The sequence below is a fragment of the Streptomyces sp. NPDC057280 genome (assembly GCF_042668605.1).
GTDB lineage: Bacteria > Actinomycetota > Actinomycetes > Streptomycetales > Streptomycetaceae > Streptomyces.
On the sequence record NZ_JBHUYR010000001.1, the window covers coordinates 344,419 to 361,549 of the forward strand.

The following is a 17,131-nucleotide window of genomic DNA, read 5'->3' on the forward strand; positions in this document are numbered from 1 at the left end:
GATGACCACAAGCGGTCCGCAGAGCGCCGAGCTGGACCAGCTGCGGCGCCTGGAGCGGGAGCGGACCGCCGACCTGCAGCGGTTCAAGGCCGAGTACGACAACTACCGCAAGCGGGTCCGGCGGGACCGCCTGGCCGTGCGCGAGATCGCCGCGGCCAACGTGGTCCGGGCGCTGCTGCCCGTGCTGGACGCCGTCGACCGGGCGTGCGCCGACGAACCGCTCACGCCCGGCCTCGAAGACATCGCCGACACACTCGAAGAACAGCTCGGCTCGCTGGGCGTGACCTCGTTCGGTGCGGTGGGCGACCGCTTCGACCCTGCCTGCCACGAAGCGGTGACGCACCATGTCGCCCGGACGGGCGGCTTGATGTGCTCGGCGGTCGTGCGTCCCGGCTACCGGCTGGGCAAGAGCCTGCTGCGCCCCGCGACGGTAGAGGTCACCGGGCCGGCTCCGCCCACGGGCAGCGCACCGGAACCCTGAGCGAAGGCCACCCACGCGGTGCTGACCATGCCCGCCCAGCGCTCTGAGCGAAGGTCGCCGGGCCGGCCGTGGAGTCGCGCTCGGGCACCTGCCTCCCCCGCGCCCCGCCTTCGTCCCCGCCCGAGCCACGAGACCAAGAAAGGTGGTTGCAAGGTGACCCTGCGACGTGAAGCCTTCCTCAAGCAGGTGAAGGAACGCGGCGAGTACGAAACCGAGCACGAAGCCGAACGGGCCGCGCGCGTGGTTCTCGCCCTGCTGGGTGCCCACCTGGTCGGCGAGGTGCGCGCCCATCTGGCGGCGCGCCTGCCGGACGAGTTCGCCCTGATCCTGCTCAACCCCCTGCAGAGCGCCGAGCCACTGACGCCGGAGAGGTTCGTGCGGGCAACGGCGGCCTGGATCGAGGGAGCCACCGAGCAGACCGCGGCCTGGGACGTCAGCGCCGTCCTCAGCACTGTCGCCGACGCCGCCGAGCACGAGCTCCTGGACCAGGTCCTGCTCCAGCTTCCCACCGGCTACGACCTGCTCTTCGGCCGTCCTCAGCCCACCTGACCCGTTCCAGTGCCCTGCGCGCTGACCGCAAACGGCGTTGCGAGTACGGCCTGGCCTCGTGGCGACCCGTCCTGCTGTCGGGACTTCCGGTCGAAGGTCGTGGCCTGGACCGCTGCCAGGTCCTGACCGCCGCTGCCCCTGTGCGAGGCAGCACGTTCAGGCGGACTCGGACTCGACGCGGCCCGCTGAATCGCCGGCGGCACGGCGGTAGGCGGCGTTGATGCGCTGGGCTTCCTCGAGCTGGTCCTCGAGGATGATGATGCGGCACGCGGCCTCGATCGGGGTCCCCTTGTCGACGAGCTCCCGGGCGCGCGCGGCGATGCGCAGTTGATAGCGGGAGTAGCGGCGGTGCCCTCCCTCCGAGCGCAGCGGAGTGATCAGACGCGCCTCGCCGATGGCCCGCAGGAAGGCCGGGGTGGTGCCGAGCATCTCGGCTGCCCGGCCCATCGTGTAGGCGGGGTAGTCGTCGTCGTCCAGATGATCATTCAGGGGGTTGTCCGATGTCATGCCACCTCGCTACTGAAACGTGTCGAGGGGCCCTGGTGCCGTACGGCACCAGGGCCCCGAAGGAAATTCAACACCATCTGTCGGCTCTACTGCTGTGCCGACCTTCTGTTGTCCGCTACCCGGCTCGAGAGAGGGGGGTGCGGGGGGATCTCATCTGCTCGACCGGGGACCACCATCCATTCCGGGGTCTTGCGGTGCCCGGGCCACGTATGTGCTCCGGACCGGGCGATCCTGATGGCGTCTGTTCCTCCGTTCCTTCCTTGAACCACTGATTGAACAGGTACTGCTTCGTATTCAGTCACCCGCCAGTTCGTGTCTGGCGGATCTCGTCGACCTTGTGTACTGCAAGAAGCATACCCCGGTCAGAAGCAAAATTCTACTTCTGCGAGTGCAGATTTCACTCCTGCGGTGAAGGAGGTTCCTGCCGCGGCCGGCCCTCACCGCTCGGCTGCCCCTGCCCGTCGTCCGCGCAGCCACATCAGCCCCAGCTACGCCGGATACGGGTGAGCCGCATAAGCTCTGCTGTCATGTCGAACCCTGATGAACTGCTCGTCGCCGTCTCCACCGCGGTGGAGACGGGGGGAAGCAACCAGATGTCGCTGACCGTGGTCGTCGGTGGCGCCGTCATCACCGGCCGGCTGGCTCCCGAGGCGGTCTGGAGGGAGCGGGTGGCTGAGGTACTCAAGGACTCGGACCGTCTCGGCCCCTTCGCGGACGTCTTCGCGCGCAAGGCCCCGGGAAACCAGTCCGGCCGCAACGAGGCGCCCACGCACCTGCACTTCCATCTCGCCCGGATCCTGCAGGGCACCCTCGGGATTCCGGAGACGGGCGGCATGTACCGCGTCGCGATCAAAGACGTCAGCGCATGGTCCATCGGAGATCTCATCCACTCCAACCCGTGAGATGCCCCCTCCCGCACGCCGCCCGGCCGGCTCTCGCGAGCGGGCGGCGGCACACACGGGCGTCGTCGTAACCCTCAGCCGCCCCCCTCTCCAGAGGGGGGCTCTGCCAACGGTCATTGCGCAGTGCAGCAGGGACGTTCGTCGATCCGTCACCCCCGGACGACCGCCGGCCCCGGTGCTCGGGCGCTTACACCGGCGTGTGGCCTTCCAGATAGACCCGCACCGTCTCGGAAAGCCCCGCATCGACCGCCTCCGCGAGCGAGGACCAGCGGACCTGGTCCGCTTCGAGCCGCGCGTCGCCCGATGGGGTCTCGCTCAGCAGTTGGCACACCACGGCCCTTCGCGCGCCTGCCGCCTCCGCTCCCTGCTGCGACAGGGGCGTCGAGCCGTCGACGAGGTAGCCGGTGAGCTCGTACACCACGCGCGCCGCGGTGGCCGACGCCGATTCGGCGGGCTCGGGATCACCTGAGGGCAAGGTCCAGTGGTCCCCCGCGTTCACCATCAGCAACCGGCCGTCGTAGAGCACGACCGCGTCCACCACGCCCTCGGTGGTCTGCTCCATCGTCATGACCCGCCCACCTCTTCCCAGTTCGCCTGTCGGCCGGCGCCCTCCGTGTCACAGGGCGTCATCGTGGATCCTCACCAAACCGCGCAGGGTCATGCACGGCTCCTGATCGGCGGGGAGCCCCTGCATGATGGCGCGTTCGCTTTCCCATGCGGCCGCGCGGCTCCCGTACGCCCGGTCATAGGAGCCGAAGTGCGCGGCGTAGTGGGCGAACTCCGTGGAGCCGGCGCGTCAGTCCGCGTCCACAGCCGTCGACAGGAGTTGCCGGGGCTGACCGTCGTTCACTCGAACAAGACGCTGCCGACCCGACAAGCCCAGCCCCGAACTACGCGACGCCCGCACCGACTTGGGGATGCGCCGGGAATGAAGCAGACGAGACGGCAGCTGCGTCCGAGGCAACACCGTAGAGGTTGCCCCGGACGCCTCTCGGCCTGGCCGTGGGTGGGGGTGGCGTCAGGGGGTGTGGTTGAGCACGTTGCCGTTGACGCAGTGGTTGACCGTGTTGCCGTCCCAGGCACCTCCGACCGGCACTACGGCGAGCTCCTGGAAACACACGGATGCCGCGCTGAAGTTCCAGTTGTTGGCGGCGTTGACACCGGAGCCGAAGTTGCTGTCGTTGTCGGCATGGGCGGGGGCGGCGAGGGCGAGGCCGACGACGGTGAGCGCGGTCAGCGTGATGATCTTCTTCATGCCCTGGCAACGACGGCCGCGGCATCGGGGCACGGGGGCCGTGTCTGCTTCAGCCGCTCACCCCGCATCGCGGAAATCCGACGGGAGGGCCGCTGCGACCTCCCCAGGCGTTCACGGCCCTCCCCTGTTGAGCACCGTCCGGATACCCCGCACAGCCCCGGTCATGTCCCGTCGGTCCGCAGGCGTCGGCGTACGCCTCGACGTGCTCAACCCGGCGGGCCTGGCGGGGCGCCTGGCGCCACAGCTCGCGCATGCCGACGCATCGTTGCCGCTGGAGCCGCCCGTTTAGCGCCCCCTGAGATACGTGCTGATCGTTCTCTGCTTAGATCTCCGCATGACGGACTGGTCTCGGCTTCACCACGCATACGGGACCGCGGAAGACATCCCCGGCCTGCTCGACGCAGTCGGCCCGGACCCGCGGGACCCTGGCTGGGACGCCCTGGCTTCCCGCCTCTACCACCAGGGTGGCGTCTACTCGGCCAGCTACGCTGCCCTGCCGAAACTGGCGGAGAAGGCCAGGCAGTGGTCACTCGCTGAACGGCGCATGCCGCTGTATCTGGCCAGCCAGATCGTGGCCAGCCGCGACATCCGGGACGAGGTCGTGGATCCCTTCGTCATCCACTCTGCCGTGATCGCCGAACTGCTGGCCCTGACAGACGAAGCACTGGGTGACCCCGCCCTGGCCGGTGACTCCCTGAACTACGTTCAGCTCCTGTCGACGTTGCTCAGCTTCGAGGGAGTCGAAGGCTGGGGCGAGCACCTCGACCAGGTGAACGGAGAGGAGTACGAAGTCCCCTGCCCGGCATGCTTCTCGGAGAACTTCATCGTCTTCGGAGAGGGCGGCCACTTCTCCACCGCCGACGAGATGTACTTCAAGCGGCCACCGGCTGACACGATCCCACTCCAGCCTCGAGACCTGGCCACCGCCGAGGGGCTGCTACCAAGACTCCACGCGCGCGCCCTCTCGGATGGGCATCCCGAGGTCGCAGCCAAACTTCCCTACGTGTTCGGCCACGCCCACTGCGCCCACTGCGGTGTCCTCTTCAGCGTCCCAGAGGCAATTCTCGCCCGCTGGTAGGTCAAGCATTTCCCTGCTCACGGGACACCATTGACCTGCAACTCCACCGAGGCAACCTACTGAGCGTCCCGCACGCGAGCAGACGGGCGCCCGTGGTTCAGAACGGGAAGTGCGCCTGCTGGGTGGCGATGGTCACCCAGCGGGTGTTGGAGAACGCCTCGATCCCCCAGCGGCCGCCGAAGCGACCGTACCCGGATGCCTTCGCCCCGCCGAACGGCGCCTGGGGCTCGTCGGCCACCGACTGGTCGTTGATGTGCACGATGCCGGTGCGGATGCGGCGGGCGACGGTGAGCCCATGAGTGGCGTTCTCGGTGATGATGCCGCAGGTCAGACCGTGCTCGGTGTCATTGGCGAGGGCCGCTGCGGCATCGTCGTCGGTGAACGTCTCGACGACGCAGACGGGGCCGAAGGATTCCGCCGCGTACAGTTCCGCCTCCGCCGGCACGTTGGTGAGAACGGTCGCCGGGTGGACCGCCCCGTCCGGTTCGCCGCCACCGACGAGAACCTTCGCGCCCTTGGCCGCGGCGTCCGCCACCAGCCCGGCGACCCGCTGTGCGGCCTGGGCGCTCACCAGCGGCCCCACCACCGTGTGCGGATGCCCGGGATCGCCGGCCTGGAGCGAGGCCGCCTTGGCGGTGAACTTCTGGGTGAACTCCTCGGCCACCGACTCGTGTACGAGGATCCGGTCGCCGGACATGCAGATCTGCCCGGCGTTCATGAACACGCTGAAGGTCACGGCGTCGACGGCGTAGTCCACGTCCGCGTCGGCCAGTACGATCACCGCGTTCTTGCCGCCCAACTCCAGCACGGCGGGCTTGAGATGGCGGGCCGCCAGTTCGCCGATGATGCGGCCCACCCGCGTGGAGCCGGTGAAGTTCACCGCCCGTACCCGTTCGTCGGCGATCAGCGTCTCGGCGATCTCGGCGGCGTCCTCGCGGGCGTTGGTGAGGACGTTCAGTACACCGTCCGGCAGTCCGGCTTCCCGCAGCACGTCGGCGACCAGCAGTCCGCAGGCGATCGGCGCGTCCTCGCTGGCCTTGACGACGACCGTGTTGCCGGCGGCCAAGGGCGCCGCGACCGCCCGTACGCCGAGGATGACCGGCGCGTTCCACGGGGCGAACGCGGCGACCACGCCGAGCGGTTCCCGCACGGCGAGACCCAGCGCGCCTGGTTCCTGGGCACTCAGGACCTCGCCGCGCGGTGCGGTGACGGCCGCCGCCGCCTCGCGCAGGATGTTCGCCGCCAGAGCCACGTTGAAGTACGCCCACGGCCGGGTGCCGCCCGCCTCCTGCGCCATGAGGTCAGCGACCTCGTCACCTCGCCCGTCCAGCAGGTCGGCCGCCTTGAGGAAGACGGCCCGCCGTGCGAAGGGGGTCGTCGAAGCCCACTGCTCGAACGCCGCGTGGGCCGCGTCCACGGCGCACACGACGTCGTCGTGGCCTGCGGCGGCCACGGTGGCGTACACCTCCCCGGTGAAGGGGTTGATGTCGTCGGTGGTCCGGCCGGAGGCCGCGGGTACGTCTCTGCCGGCGATGAACAAGTGTCGGGCGATGGCCATGGGGATGATCTCCTTGCTACGTAACGTCGTCGGTACGCGGTGAACCAGGTCAGGAAAGCTGGGTCGCGTGGTGGGCGGTGAGTTCGGAGGCCGCTGCCTCGACGTTGGCCGCGGCCCGGCTCATTCCGGCCAGTTCCTCCGCCGGAAGGTCCCAAGTCACGATGCGGCGCGCACCGTCAGGCCGCAGTTCGACGGGCACGGTGAGACTGGCGCCGTACACGCCGTACTCGCCGTCCAGGACGACCGAGGCGGGGACGACGGTCCCGGACCCGGTGTGCAGCGCCTCGATGATGCGGGCGGTTCCGAGCCCCGTGGTCCAGGTGGAGGTGCGGCCGGAGTCGAGGGCGACGTGCTTGGCGTACCAGGTGTCCACGTACTCCTCGGCCACCGTGCGCTGCGCCTCGGTGAGGGCGACCCGCTCGCCGCCGACGGTGACGCGGCTGTACAGCGGGACCTGGCCCTCACCGTGCTCGCCCAGCATCCAGGCGCCGACGTCCTTCACCGGGACGCCGAGCGCGAAGGCGATGCCGGTGCGCAGCCGGAGGCTGTCGTTGAGGGTGTAGCCGATCAGCCGCTCGCGGGGCAGCCAGCCCTGCCGGTGCACCCACGTCAGGAGCGGGTCGACCGGGTTGGTGAGCATGAGGACCACGCCGCGGAAGTCCGCTCCGGCTTCCCGCACCGGGCGCAGGCACTCCTCCACGATCCGCGCGTTGTCGGCGAGGAAGACCGAACGGGAGGAGTTCAGCCGCAGCGGGACGGCGGCGCTGAGGACGACCACGTCGGCGTCGAGGGCGTCCTCGGGGGTGCCGCCGCGCACGGTGTCGGCGGTGGTGCCGAGGCCGAGGGCGTTCTCCAGGTCCATGGTGTGACTGGTGATCATGTGCGGTCGGGTGTCGACGAGCACGATCTCGTACGTCCCCTGCGCGGAGAGCAGGTTGAACGCGGCGGAGGAGCCGATGCCGCCGGCGCCTCCGATGATGACGACCTTCACGGGTCTGTGCCTTCCGATCAGCGAGTCAGGAGGAGTAGTGGGCGTCGGCCTCGACGGCGACTTCGAGCACGAGCGGCTCACATCGGTCCGCGAGTGACGGCAGGACCTTGTCCAGGGCGGACAGCAACGCGGCGTGGTCCTCGACCCGTTCGGCCGGGCAGCCCAGGCCCCTGGCGAGGGTCGACACGCTCAGTTCGGTGAACGCGGGCCAGGCCGGGGCGGTGGAGCCCTCGCGTTCGGAGAGACGGTCCATGATCGCGTAGCGGCCGTTGGCGAGGACGACGAACAGGACGCCGATGCCGTAGTGGGCGGCGCTCCACAGGGCCTGGATCGAGTAGAGCGAGGAGCCGTCGCCGAGCACGGCCACGACCGGCCGGTCCGGAGCGCCGTGGCGGACGCCGATCGCGGCCGGCATGGCGAAGCCCAAGCCGCCCATGGCCGCGCTCAGGAAGCCGAGCGGCGCTCGGGCGGGCAGCAACCGGTGAAGGTCCGGGCGGCTGGAGGGGGTCTCCTCGACCACCACGGCCTTCGGGTCCAGCCGCTCGGCGAGGGCGGCCAGCACATGAGCGGCCCGCAGAGGCTCACCGGCCGCGGGGGGCCGGGGAGTCGTCGGCCGGCTCAGTGTCGAGGTACGCGGGACGGCGGGCACCAGCGGGACCAACCGGCTTACGGTGTCGGCCGGTTCGGCGAGCAGCACCAGCTCCGCGGGGCTGCGGTGGGCCTCCTCCGGATCGTCCGTGATGACGGCGACCCGGGTGCCCGGATCGGTGAAGTCGCCCGGAGCATAGGTGTATTGGCGGAAGGCTGCGGCTCCGACCGTGAGGACCGTGTCGTACGGCGTGAGCACCTCACGCAGTGCGGGGCGGACCGCGGGCAGGTGCCCGGCGAAGAGACGGTGGTCCTGGGGGAAGCCCGCGCGGGCGCCGAACGGCTCCTGATAGACCGGGCAGTCCAGGCGCTCTGCCAGCGCGACCAAACCCTCCCAGCCGTCCGCCGTGTCGTTGCCGGCCCCCGCCACCAGACACGGCGCACCGGCCGCCGCCAGGAGCGCGGCGAGGGCGGCCAGCGCGTCGTCGGAGGCCGTACGACCCCCTCGTACCGCGACCGGCCCCCGCGGCGCGGCCTGCGCGACCTCCTCGTCGGCCGCGGCGAACCAGTCGTCCATCGGGACGACCACCACCGCCGGACCACGGCCTTCCTGGGCCTCGTGCCAGGCGCGGGCCACGGCACCGGGCACGTCCTGGGCACGGGCCGGCGTGTGCTGCCACACCGGGTACTCCCCCGCCAGGCCGTCCAACTTCCCCGCCAGGAACGGCTCGTGGGCCAGATGCCGGCGGTCCTGCTGGCCGACGATCACCACCAGGGGCGCGCGGTTCGCGCGGGCGGTGGCGAGGGCGCTGACCGCGTTGCCGTATCCGGCGGTGGTGTGCAGCAGGACGAGCGCCGGACGACCGGTGGCCAGGGCGCTGCCGGAGGCCATTCCGACGACCGAGCCCTCGTGCAGGCCGAGCACGAACGAGATGTCGGCCGGCAGGTCGGCGAGGAAGCCGACCTCGGTGGAGCCCGGATTGCTGAAGAGGGTGGTGAGTTCGTACGCGCGCAGGACGTCGAAGGTCTGTTCCTTGACGGTCCTGGCATGGGCAGCCGTGGTCATCGCGGGTCCCCTTTCTGACAGGACTGGACGCTAAGCCGCCCAACCCCGCAGGGCCACGGGCACGTTCACTATGCGAAACGTGCCGTACGTGAATCAGCCAACCCCGGGCAGGACCGCGCCGGTGGACAGTTCCGCGCGCAGCCGGCCGGTGATGAGGCGGGCGGTGTCGAGGACGGCCTCGATCTGCGGCGGGCCCGGGAGCTCGACGGTGAAGGCGATGGACACGGCGGCGACGGCGTGGCCCGGCGCCGACACGACCGGCGCCGAGACCGTCCCGAGGCCGCGCACGACCTCGTTGCGTGTGGTGGCGTAGCCGCTGGCCCGGGCCCGGCTGATCTCCGGTCGCTCACCGAGCAGTTGCGGCTCGGCGGACAGCATCGCGATGCCCGGGGAGCCGAGGGTCAGCGGATGCCGGTCGCCGGGGATGTAGACGGTGCGCGAGCGGGTGCTCTCGACCTCGACGGAGACCAGCGTGACCGCTTCTTCGCCGTCCCGGACGACGAAGAAGGAGGTCAGGCCCACGCGCGCGGCCAGCTTGGCGATCTCTGGTTTGGCGATGCGCTGGAGCATGGGCAGGGTGCGCCGGCCCAGTGACTGGGCGCGGGTGCCGATGACGTACCCGTGGGTGGTGTGCGCGACCAGGTGATGGTCCTGGAGGGTGCGCAGCAGCCGGTAGACGATCGAGCGGTGCAGCCCCATCTGCTGGCTCAGTTCGGCCAGCGTCAGGGGTACGTCCGACAGCGCGATCACCTCCAGCAGCCGCAGCCCCCGGTCCAGGGTCTGGACGGGGGGCCGGCCCGGCGACGGGGGGTCTTCGGCGGGTCCGGTCATGGCTCGGGGATCTCCTCGTCCAGTGCCGGGAACACGCTCTCGGCGGGGGTGTCCTCCCCGGCCACGGGCCGGCGGCCTTCGCGCCGGTGAACGAGATAGGTGGCATCGGCGCGCGCATAGTGCCCGGCCGGGTCGTAGGAGTTCTTCGCGAGGTCGATCTCGTCGAGGTCGATGTCGGCGTACACCAGAGCCTCCTCGCCCTCGTCGACGTCCTTGGTGAGGGTACGTCCGTCGGGGCCGAAGATCCGTGAGCAGCCGCCGCCGGGGGTGAGCAGGCGGCGCTGCTCGGGGGTGGAGGCGAAGACGTCGATGCCGGCCGGGGAGATGACCTGGGTGGCCATCAGGACGAAGGCGCTGCCCTCGATGGCGTACACCTGGGTCGCGGCGATGTTGGCCTCGGCGCTGAGCTGGAAGGCGAGGTCGCGGTAGAGGCCGAAGCACGGCCAACTGGCAACGTGTACCTGCTCGTTCTGCGCGTACAGGGCGTACTTGCTGAGCGGTTGGACGTGCTCGGCGCAGTTCAGGGCGCCGAGGCGGCCGAGCACGCTGTCGACGACCTTGAGGTCGCTGCCGTCGCCCTCGCCGAACAGGCTGCGCTCGACGTGGGTCGGCTTGAGCTTGCGGCGGTGCAGCAGCACGCTGCCGTCGGCGGCGATCACGGTCTGGCTGATGTAGAGGGTGCCGTGGTCCTTCTCGCTGTATCCGAGCGCGACGGTGATGCCGTGCCGCCGGGCCGCCCGGCGGATCGTGGTCAGCCCGTCGCTGTCGGGGGCGAGGGAGGCGGCGTGGTAGCGGCCGACGAAGGGGACCTGGTCGGCGACGGCGCCCAGCCACAGGAAGTGCGGGTAGCCGGGGATCCACACTTCGGGGAAGGCGATGAGCGAGGCACCTCCCCGGGCCGCTTCCGCGATCAGGTCGACGGTCTTGGCGACCCCGGCGTCCGCGTCGAGCCAGGCGGGCTCGGCCTGGACGGCCGCGGCCTTGAAGCGGCGGATGGTGTCTGTCATGTCCGATCGTCTCCTTCTCTTCATGCTCCCGCTTCCAGGAGCTTTTCGACCAGCAGGCCGAGGCCCAGGAGCCGTCGGTCGGTGTTCCAGGGCGCGTCGAGCGCCACACCGACCGGCAGTCCCGGGTCCGCCGACCGGACGGGCACGGTGAGGCCGGGAAGAGCAGCGACGCTGCCGGGTCCCGTGTTGCGGATGTAGGTGGGGAAGGCCGGACGCATCACGCCGTCGAGCGGGACCCGCTCGGTGTCGGTGTCGATCCGTCCGGCGGGAAGGGGAGTGGTGGGGAAGAGCACGGCGTGGGCCCCGGTGGCGCGGAAGATCCGCCGGTAGCCGTCCACGAGCACACGGTCGCGGATGTCGAGGGCGGCCTTGTACGCCGACTCGGTGATCGCCTGCGGGAACACGACCCGCTCCATCGTCGTGCGGACGTCGGCATCGGTGATCCGGGCCAGGATTTCCGCCGGATCCGCGCCGTTCGTCGCCGCGCGCAGATACCCGGGCAGTTGCCTGGCCGCCTCGTGGAGGGTGATCGGGAATCCGGCCCGTTCTTCGGCCGCCTCGACCTCGGGCAGCCGGGCCGGCACGAGCCGGACCCCGGCACTGCCCAGTACGTGCAGGGTGTGCTCCCAGACCTGGGCGGTGCGCGGATGCAACGGCTCGGTGAAGTGGTGCTCGGGGACGGCGAGCACGACCTCGTGGGGGTTGGGTGCCTCGGCCGGGTCTCGGTCAGCGGCGAGGACGGTGTCCAGCAGGACCAGGTCCGCGACGGTCGGGGCCATGGGACCGATCGTGTCGCGGGTCCACGACAGCGGGGTCACCCCGTCGGCCGGGTAGCGGCCGGTCGTCGGGCGAAGACCGGCGATGCCGGTCAGGGCGGCCGGGACGCGGACCGAGCCCCCGGTGTCGGTGCCGAGCCCGGCCGGCGCCAGACCGGCGGCGACGGCGGTCGCGGTTCCGCCGCTGCTTCCGCCCGCGAATCGGGTGGGGTCGGCGGGGTTGCGGGCCGGCCCGTAGGGGCCGCCCGCGCTGGTGGCTCCCAAGGCCAGTTCGTGCATGTTCGTCTTGCCCAGCACGATCGCACCTGCCGCGCGCAGCCGGGTGACCGCCTGCGCGTCCTGCTCCGGGACGAATCCGGCGAGGGCCGCGCAGCCCGCGGTGTTGGGGAGCCCGGCGACGTGGATGTTGTCCTTGACCGCGATCGGCAGCCCGTGCAGCGGACCCCGCACTGGGCGGCGGTCCGCGGCCGCGGCTTCGGCGAGCGCGCGGTCGGCGTCGAGGGTGACGAAGGCTCCCAGGTCCTCCGCCCGCTCCGCGCGCGCGATGAGTTCCTCGGTGAGCGAGACGCTGGTGAGCGTCCCGGCGGCGAGCCGGGCGAGGGCGGTGTGCATGGGCGGACCATAGGGGCCTTGGCACGGGCGGTGAACAGGGCTGTTTCGCAATGCGAGACCGCGGCCCGCACCTCCCGCTGCGGGCTCTCTGCCTACGGCTGAGGTCTCTTTCAGGTCACCGACGGCCGCGCCGTCTCTCATATCGAATCCGTGCCCTGTCCAGGCGCGGACGGCGGCCCTACGTTCGCGGCCACTTCCACCACTCCGCCGCAGCCCGTGACCTGCGGCTCAAGGCCCTCCGGAGCCCGCCATGGAACACCCCGCGATCCAGCCGTCCCGCCGCAACGTCCTCAGGGGCCTCGGAGCCACCGCCGTGGCCGCCCCGATCCTGTCCGCCTGTTCCTCCGGCCTCAAGGGCTCGGGCAGTTCGACCGGCGACACCATCAAGATCGGTTACATCAGCCCGCGCACCGGCGCCTACGCGGCTTTCGCCGAGTCCGACGCGTACATCCTCCAGCAGGTGCGGGCCTTCTTCGCCAAGGGGATCACGTACGACGGCAAGAAGTACGACGTGAAGATCCTCGACCGCGACACGGGCTCGGACCCCCAGCAGGCGGCCACCATCGCGGACAAGCTGATCTCCCAGGAGCAGGTCGACCTGGTCCTCGTCACCGCGACGCCGGACACGATCCACCCGGTGGCGGCCAAGTGCGAGAGCGAGGGCGTGCCCTGCGTCTCGACCATCGAGCCCTGGCAGGCCTGGTTCTTCGGGTGCGGCGGCACACCGAAGAAGACCTTCAAGTACACCTTCCACTTCTTCGACGGCATCGAGCACCTGGCCAGGGTCGAGAGCGACATGTGGCGGCAGCACGCCACCAACAGGAAGGTCGGCGTGCTGTGGCCGAACGACTCCGACGGCAACGCCTTCCGGGACAAGACCACCGGATACCGCGCGCAGCCCCCGACCAAGGGCTTCACGTTCGTCGACCCGGGTTCCTACGAGCCCGGCACCAAGGACTTCTCGTCGATCATCGCGAAGTTCAGGAAGGAGGGCGTCGAGATCCTCGCCGGCGTGCCCTCGCCGCCCGACTTCGCGACGTTCTGGACGCAGGCCGCGCAACAGAACTTCAAGCCCAAGGTCGCCACCATCTCCAAGGCGATCCTCTTCGAGTCGTCGGTGTCCTCCCTGCCGAACGACCTCGGCAACGGGCTGTGCACGGCGAGCTGGTGGGTACCGCAGTTCCCGTTCACCTCCACCCTCACCGGCCAGACGGCCACCGCCCTGGCCGACGACTACGAGAAGTCCCCGCTGGCGAAGGGCCGAACGTGGAACCAGGGGCTCGGCCCCAACCACGCGCTGTTCGAGGTCGCCAACCACGTCCTGCGCAACGCCAACCCCAAGGACCGGGAGGCCGTCGCCGCCCAGATCGCGAAGACCAGCCTCGACACCGTCCTCGGCCACTTCTCCTGGACCGGCGGCGGTGCGGCCAATCCGGTCAGGAACGTCGCCACCATCCCGATGGTCGGTACCCAGTGGGTGAAGGGCAGCGGTGGGGCGTACGACCTGAAGGTGGTCAGCAACGACCTGCTGCCTCAGGTCAAGACCGACGCCAAGGCGGCGGGACTGTGACCACCCCACTGCTCGAAGTGGACCATCTCGCCGTCAGCTTCGGCGAGTTGCGGGTCCTGGAGGACGTCGAGCTGACCGTCCCCCGGGGGCAGGCCGTCGGTATCGTCGGCCCCAACGGCGCGGGCAAGTCCACCCTGCTGAGCGCGATCTCGGGCGTCGAGCGCGCGACCGCGGGGGCCGTACGGCTCGCGGGCCGCGACGTCACCCGCACCTCCGCGGCCGAGCGATGCCGGCTCGGCGTCGGCCGCTCCTTCCAGATACCGCGCCCCTTCGCCGACCTGACCGTGTTCGAGAACGCCCTGGTCGGCGCCGAGCGCGGAGCCGGGCTGCGCGGCGCTCACGCCCGCGAGCAGGCCCTGCACGCGCTGGAGACCGCCGGGTTGCTCGGACTCGCCAACCAGCCCGCCGGTTCCCTGCCCCTCCTCGGCCGCAAACGGCTGGAGCTGGCACGGGCGCTCGCCACCGGCCCCGACCTGCTCCTCCTCGACGAGATCGCGGGCGGGCTCACCGAGGCCGAGGCGGAGGAACTCGTCGCCACCGTGCTGTCCCTGAAGGAGTCCGGCGTGACGATCCTGTGGATCGAGCACGTCGTCAAGGCCCTGGTCCAGGTCGTCGACCGGCTGGTCTGCCTCGCCTACGGCCGCATCCGCGTCGACGGCGACCCGCACGAGGTACTGGCCAGCGACGAGGTCGCCGAGGTTTATCTGGGAGGTACGGCGGCATGAGCGCACTGCTGAGCGTGGCGAACGTCGACGCCGGATACGGGGACTTCCAGGCCCTGTTCGGCATCGACCTCGAGGTGGACGAGGGCGAGCTGCTGGCTCTGGTCGGCGCCAACGGGGCAGGGAAGTCAACGCTGTTGCGGACCATCGCCGGGGCCTTGAAACCGTTCGGCGGCACCGTCCGCTTCGCCGGCGAGGACGTCACCGCGGAGCCCGACATCCGGCGCGCCCGCATGGGCATCGGCCTGGTCCCGGAGGGCCGCCGCCTCTTTGCGTCCCTCACCGTGGAGGAGAACCTCCAGGTGGGCGCCGCCACCGGGCGCAAGGGTCCCTGGAACCTGGCCAAGGTGTACGAGGCGATGCCCCTGGTCGCCGACCGCCGTACCCGCAGGGCGGCCCGGCTCTCCGGCGGTGAACAGCAGGCCGTCGCCATCGGCCGCGCCCTGATGGGCAATCCGCGTCTGCTGCTCCTCGACGAGGTGTCCCTGGGGCTGGCCCCGGTCGTGGTGGACCAGCTGTACACGGCGCTGCCGGGCATCCGCGCCGAAGGAACGACGGTGGTCCTCGTCGAACAGGACCTCAACCGCACGCTCGCCGTCGCGGACCGTGTCGCCTGCGTCCTGGAAGGGCGCATCGTGCTCACCGGGCGGGCCGACCGGCTCACCCGCGACCAGGTGACCGCCGCCTACTTCGGCACCGGCACTCTCCCGGAGGTGACCTCCTCATGACCTGGATCAACGCGATCGTGCAGGGCATGCTGCTCGGCGGCATCTTCGCCATGGCCGCCGCCGGACTGTCCCTGATCTTCGGCGTGATGCGGATCGCCAACCTGGCCCACGGCGACCTGATGATCCTCGGCGGATATGTCGCCTCCGTGGCGGCCGCCCACTACGGAGTCCCCGTCCCGCTCACCGTCCTGGTGTCGATGACCGCCGTCGGCGCGCTCGGCTACCTCGTCCAACGCTCCATGCTGGACCGCGCGATGAGCCTGGGCGAACTCACGCCGATGCTGGTCACCTTCGGCATCTCCCTCATCATCCCGAACGTCCTCGTCCAGGTGTTCAGCAACGACGCCCAGGCCCTGTCCACGGGCTCCCTGGGCACCGCGAGCTTCGACCTCGGCGGCGGCCTGGCGATCGGCTGGTTCCCGCTGATCACCGTGGTGGCGGCGGTCGCCGTCCTCACCGCCCTGCACCTCTTCCTGCACCGCACCCAGCCGGGCCGTATCGTCCGCGCCACGGCCGACGACCGCACCACGGTCCGCCTGATGGGCGTGGACAACCGCCGGATCTACGCCCTGACGTCGGTCATCGCGTTCGCCACGGTCGCCCTGGCCGGTTCGCTCTACACCATGCGCCAGGGCGGGGTGACCCCGTACGAAGGCCAGCTCACCGTCCTGTTCGCCTTCGAGACCGTCATCATCGGCGGCCTGGGGTCGCTGTGGGGCACCCTCGCCGGCGGCATGGTCCTGGGCATCGCGCAGTCCCTCGGTGCCCAGATCTCCCCCGACCTGCCCCTGCTCGCGGGGCACCTGGTCTTCCTCCTCATCCTGGTGGTCCGCCCCCAGGGCCTGTTCGGCAGGAGTGTGCTCGCATGACCGTCCAGACAGCCCCCGCCACCGAAGCGACCGCGCTACCGGCCGTCCACCGCGGTGGCCGCGCCACCACCCTCGGCCTGACCGGAACGGCCGTCGTCCTGCTGGCGATGGCCGCCCTGCCCTACCTGGTCGCCACCGGCGTCACCGCTCAACTCGTCAAGCTCTGCTACCTGGTGGCCCTCGCCTCCATGTGGAACCTGCTCACGGGCTACGCGGGCATGATGTCCATGGGCCAGCAGGCCTTCATCGGCCTGGGGGCCTACCTCCTGTTCGTCGTCAACGACCACGGGCTGAACGTCTACACGGGCACCCTCGTGGTCTCCGCGCTGGTGGCCCTGGTCGCCTGGCCGCTGTCGTACCTCGCCTTCCGGCTGCGCGGCGGCTACTTCGCCGTCGGAACCTGGGTGATCGCCGAGGTCGTCCGCCTGATCGTGGTCCGCTTCGACTCCCTGGGAGCGGCGAGCGGGCGCACCCTGTCCGATGTGACCGCCGATCCGGTGCTGCGGCGGGCGTACACCTACTGGCTCGCACTCGCCGTCATGGCGGCGGCCGTGCTCGGAACGTACGCCGTCCTGCGCAGCCGGCTCGGCCTGGGCCTGCAGGCCATCCGCGACGACGACACCGCGGCGGCCTCCCTCGGCGTGAACGTCACCCGCGGCAAGCGGATCATCTACGTCACCGCGGCGGCGGGCTGTGCGGCGGCAGGCGCGGTGATCTGCGTGAACAGCCTGGGCGTTGCCTCGCCGACGCAGATCTTCGGGGTCCAGTACTCGGCCCTGATGGTGTTCATGGTGGTCATCGGCGGCATCGGCACGGTCGAGGGTCCGGTCGTCGGCGCGGTCGCCTACTTCCTGCTCGACAAGTACTTCGCGCAGAGCGGTGTCTGGTACCTGGTCGTGGTCGGCGCGGCGGCCATCGTGGTCTCGCTGTACCTGCCGCGCGGGCTGTGGGGAACGCTGGCCCATCGCACGGGTTTCGCCGTCTTCCCGGTGCGCCACACGGTCCGTTCCCGGGCGGCCTCATAGCCGGTGATCACCGCCG

19 protein-coding genes are annotated in these 17,131 nt (G+C 70.7%); 10 read left to right on the forward strand and 9 right to left on the reverse strand.

Going from position 1 to position 17,131, the window contains the following annotated elements:
• The first annotated feature begins 1 nt into the window (after position 1).
• Positions 2–481 (forward strand): nucleotide exchange factor GrpE, encoded by a 480-nt coding sequence (grpE, locus tag ACFUO4_RS01525; RefSeq protein WP_383478613.1) that lies wholly within the window; start codon positions 2–4, stop codon positions 479–481.
• 153 nt (positions 482–634) lie between these two features.
• Positions 635–1,030, forward strand: a complete 396-nt coding sequence (locus ACFUO4_RS01530; RefSeq protein ID WP_128112148.1) for a DUF2267 domain-containing protein — start codon at positions 635–637, stop codon at positions 1,028–1,030.
• Positions 1,031–1,186: 156 nt separating this feature from the next.
• Here the strand turns inward: ACFUO4_RS01530 and ACFUO4_RS01535 are convergent, their stop codons facing one another.
• Positions 1,187–1,537 carry a helix-turn-helix domain-containing protein gene (locus ACFUO4_RS01535; protein WP_383478617.1) on the reverse strand — a complete coding sequence of 117 codons (351 nt, stop codon included), beginning with the start codon at positions 1,535–1,537 and terminating at the stop codon, positions 1,187–1,189.
• Between the two features lie 527 nt (positions 1,538–2,064).
• On the opposite strand from ACFUO4_RS01535, the gene ACFUO4_RS01540 reads away from it, so the two are divergent.
• On the forward strand, positions 2,065–2,439 hold the full coding sequence (locus ACFUO4_RS01540) for a hypothetical protein (protein ID WP_079309199.1): 375 nt from the start codon (positions 2,065–2,067) through the stop codon (positions 2,437–2,439).
• Positions 2,440–2,626: 187 nt separating this feature from the next.
• Here ACFUO4_RS01540 and ACFUO4_RS01545 read toward each other — a convergent pair whose 3' ends face one another.
• Positions 2,627–3,007, reverse strand: coding sequence for an NUDIX hydrolase (locus ACFUO4_RS01545; RefSeq protein WP_383478620.1), 381 nt, complete (start codon positions 3,005–3,007; stop codon positions 2,627–2,629).
• Positions 3,008–3,457: 450 nt separating this feature from the next.
• A complete protein-coding gene (locus tag ACFUO4_RS01550; protein WP_079309197.1) occupies positions 3,458–3,694 on the reverse strand; it encodes a hypothetical protein in 237 nt (78 codons plus the stop codon).
• Positions 3,695–3,857: 163 nt separating this feature from the next.
• On the opposite strand from ACFUO4_RS01550, the gene ACFUO4_RS01555 reads away from it, so the two are divergent.
• On the forward strand, positions 3,858–3,983 hold the full coding sequence (locus tag ACFUO4_RS01555; RefSeq protein ID WP_383478623.1) for a hypothetical protein: 126 nt from the start codon (positions 3,858–3,860) through the stop codon (positions 3,981–3,983).
• A 15-nt stretch (positions 3,984–3,998) separates the two neighbouring features.
• The gene (locus ACFUO4_RS01560) at positions 3,999–4,772 is read left to right on the forward strand and encodes a hypothetical protein (protein ID WP_383478626.1); all 774 of its coding nucleotides are present in this window, start codon (positions 3,999–4,001) and stop codon (positions 4,770–4,772) included.
• Positions 4,773–4,869: 97 nt separating this feature from the next.
• On the opposite strand, the gene ACFUO4_RS01565 is transcribed toward ACFUO4_RS01560, so the two are convergent.
• The 6 genes from ACFUO4_RS01565 to ACFUO4_RS01590 all read right to left on the reverse strand — a co-directional run bounded on the left by ACFUO4_RS01565 (position 4,870) and on the right by ACFUO4_RS01590 (position 12,201).
• A complete protein-coding gene (locus tag ACFUO4_RS01565) occupies positions 4,870–6,330 on the reverse strand; it encodes an aldehyde dehydrogenase family protein (RefSeq protein WP_383478629.1) in 1,461 nt (486 codons plus the stop codon).
• 49 nt (positions 6,331–6,379) lie between these two features.
• Positions 6,380–7,321: a malate dehydrogenase gene (locus tag ACFUO4_RS01570; RefSeq protein ID WP_383478632.1), complete on the reverse strand. Its 942-nt coding sequence runs from the start codon at positions 7,319–7,321 to the stop codon at positions 6,380–6,382.
• 25 nt (positions 7,322–7,346) lie between these two features.
• Positions 7,347–8,975, reverse strand: a complete 1,629-nt coding sequence (locus ACFUO4_RS01575; protein WP_383478635.1) for a thiamine pyrophosphate-dependent enzyme — start codon at positions 8,973–8,975, stop codon at positions 7,347–7,349.
• Positions 8,976–9,068: 93 nt separating this feature from the next.
• On the reverse strand, positions 9,069–9,806 hold the full coding sequence (locus tag ACFUO4_RS01580; protein WP_383478638.1) for an IclR family transcriptional regulator: 738 nt from the start codon (positions 9,804–9,806) through the stop codon (positions 9,069–9,071).
• A complete protein-coding gene (locus ACFUO4_RS01585; RefSeq protein WP_383478641.1) occupies positions 9,803–10,813 on the reverse strand; it encodes a carbon-nitrogen hydrolase family protein in 1,011 nt (336 codons plus the stop codon). Before ACFUO4_RS01585 ends, ACFUO4_RS01580 begins: the two co-directional genes overlap by 4 nt.
• 20 nt (positions 10,814–10,833) lie before the next feature.
• Complete coding sequence (locus ACFUO4_RS01590; RefSeq protein ID WP_383478643.1) at positions 10,834–12,201, reverse strand: amidase family protein; 1,368 nt, start codon at positions 12,199–12,201, stop codon at positions 10,834–10,836.
• Between the two features lie 250 nt (positions 12,202–12,451).
• Between ACFUO4_RS01590 and ACFUO4_RS01595 the strand changes: the two genes are divergently transcribed.
• From ACFUO4_RS01595 to ACFUO4_RS01615, 5 genes are read left to right on the forward strand one after another with little or no spacing between them, the layout of a single operon-like run.
• Positions 12,452–13,771: an ABC transporter substrate-binding protein gene (locus tag ACFUO4_RS01595; protein ID WP_383478646.1), complete on the forward strand. Its 1,320-nt coding sequence runs from the start codon at positions 12,452–12,454 to the stop codon at positions 13,769–13,771.
• A complete protein-coding gene (locus tag ACFUO4_RS01600; RefSeq protein ID WP_079309192.1) occupies positions 13,768–14,496 on the forward strand; it encodes an ABC transporter ATP-binding protein in 729 nt (242 codons plus the stop codon). The genes ACFUO4_RS01595 and ACFUO4_RS01600 overlap by 4 nt, the downstream gene beginning before the upstream one ends.
• Positions 14,493–15,221 carry an ABC transporter ATP-binding protein gene (locus tag ACFUO4_RS01605; RefSeq protein ID WP_383478649.1) on the forward strand — a complete coding sequence of 243 codons (729 nt, stop codon included), beginning with the start codon at positions 14,493–14,495 and terminating at the stop codon, positions 15,219–15,221. The genes ACFUO4_RS01600 and ACFUO4_RS01605 overlap by 4 nt, the downstream gene beginning before the upstream one ends.
• A complete protein-coding gene (locus ACFUO4_RS01610; protein WP_383478652.1) occupies positions 15,218–16,090 on the forward strand; it encodes a branched-chain amino acid ABC transporter permease in 873 nt (290 codons plus the stop codon). Before ACFUO4_RS01605 ends, ACFUO4_RS01610 begins: the two co-directional genes overlap by 4 nt.
• A complete protein-coding gene (locus ACFUO4_RS01615; RefSeq protein ID WP_383478655.1) occupies positions 16,087–17,115 on the forward strand; it encodes a branched-chain amino acid ABC transporter permease in 1,029 nt (342 codons plus the stop codon). Before ACFUO4_RS01610 ends, ACFUO4_RS01615 begins: the two co-directional genes overlap by 4 nt.
• Positions 17,116–17,131 lie beyond the last annotated feature (16 nt).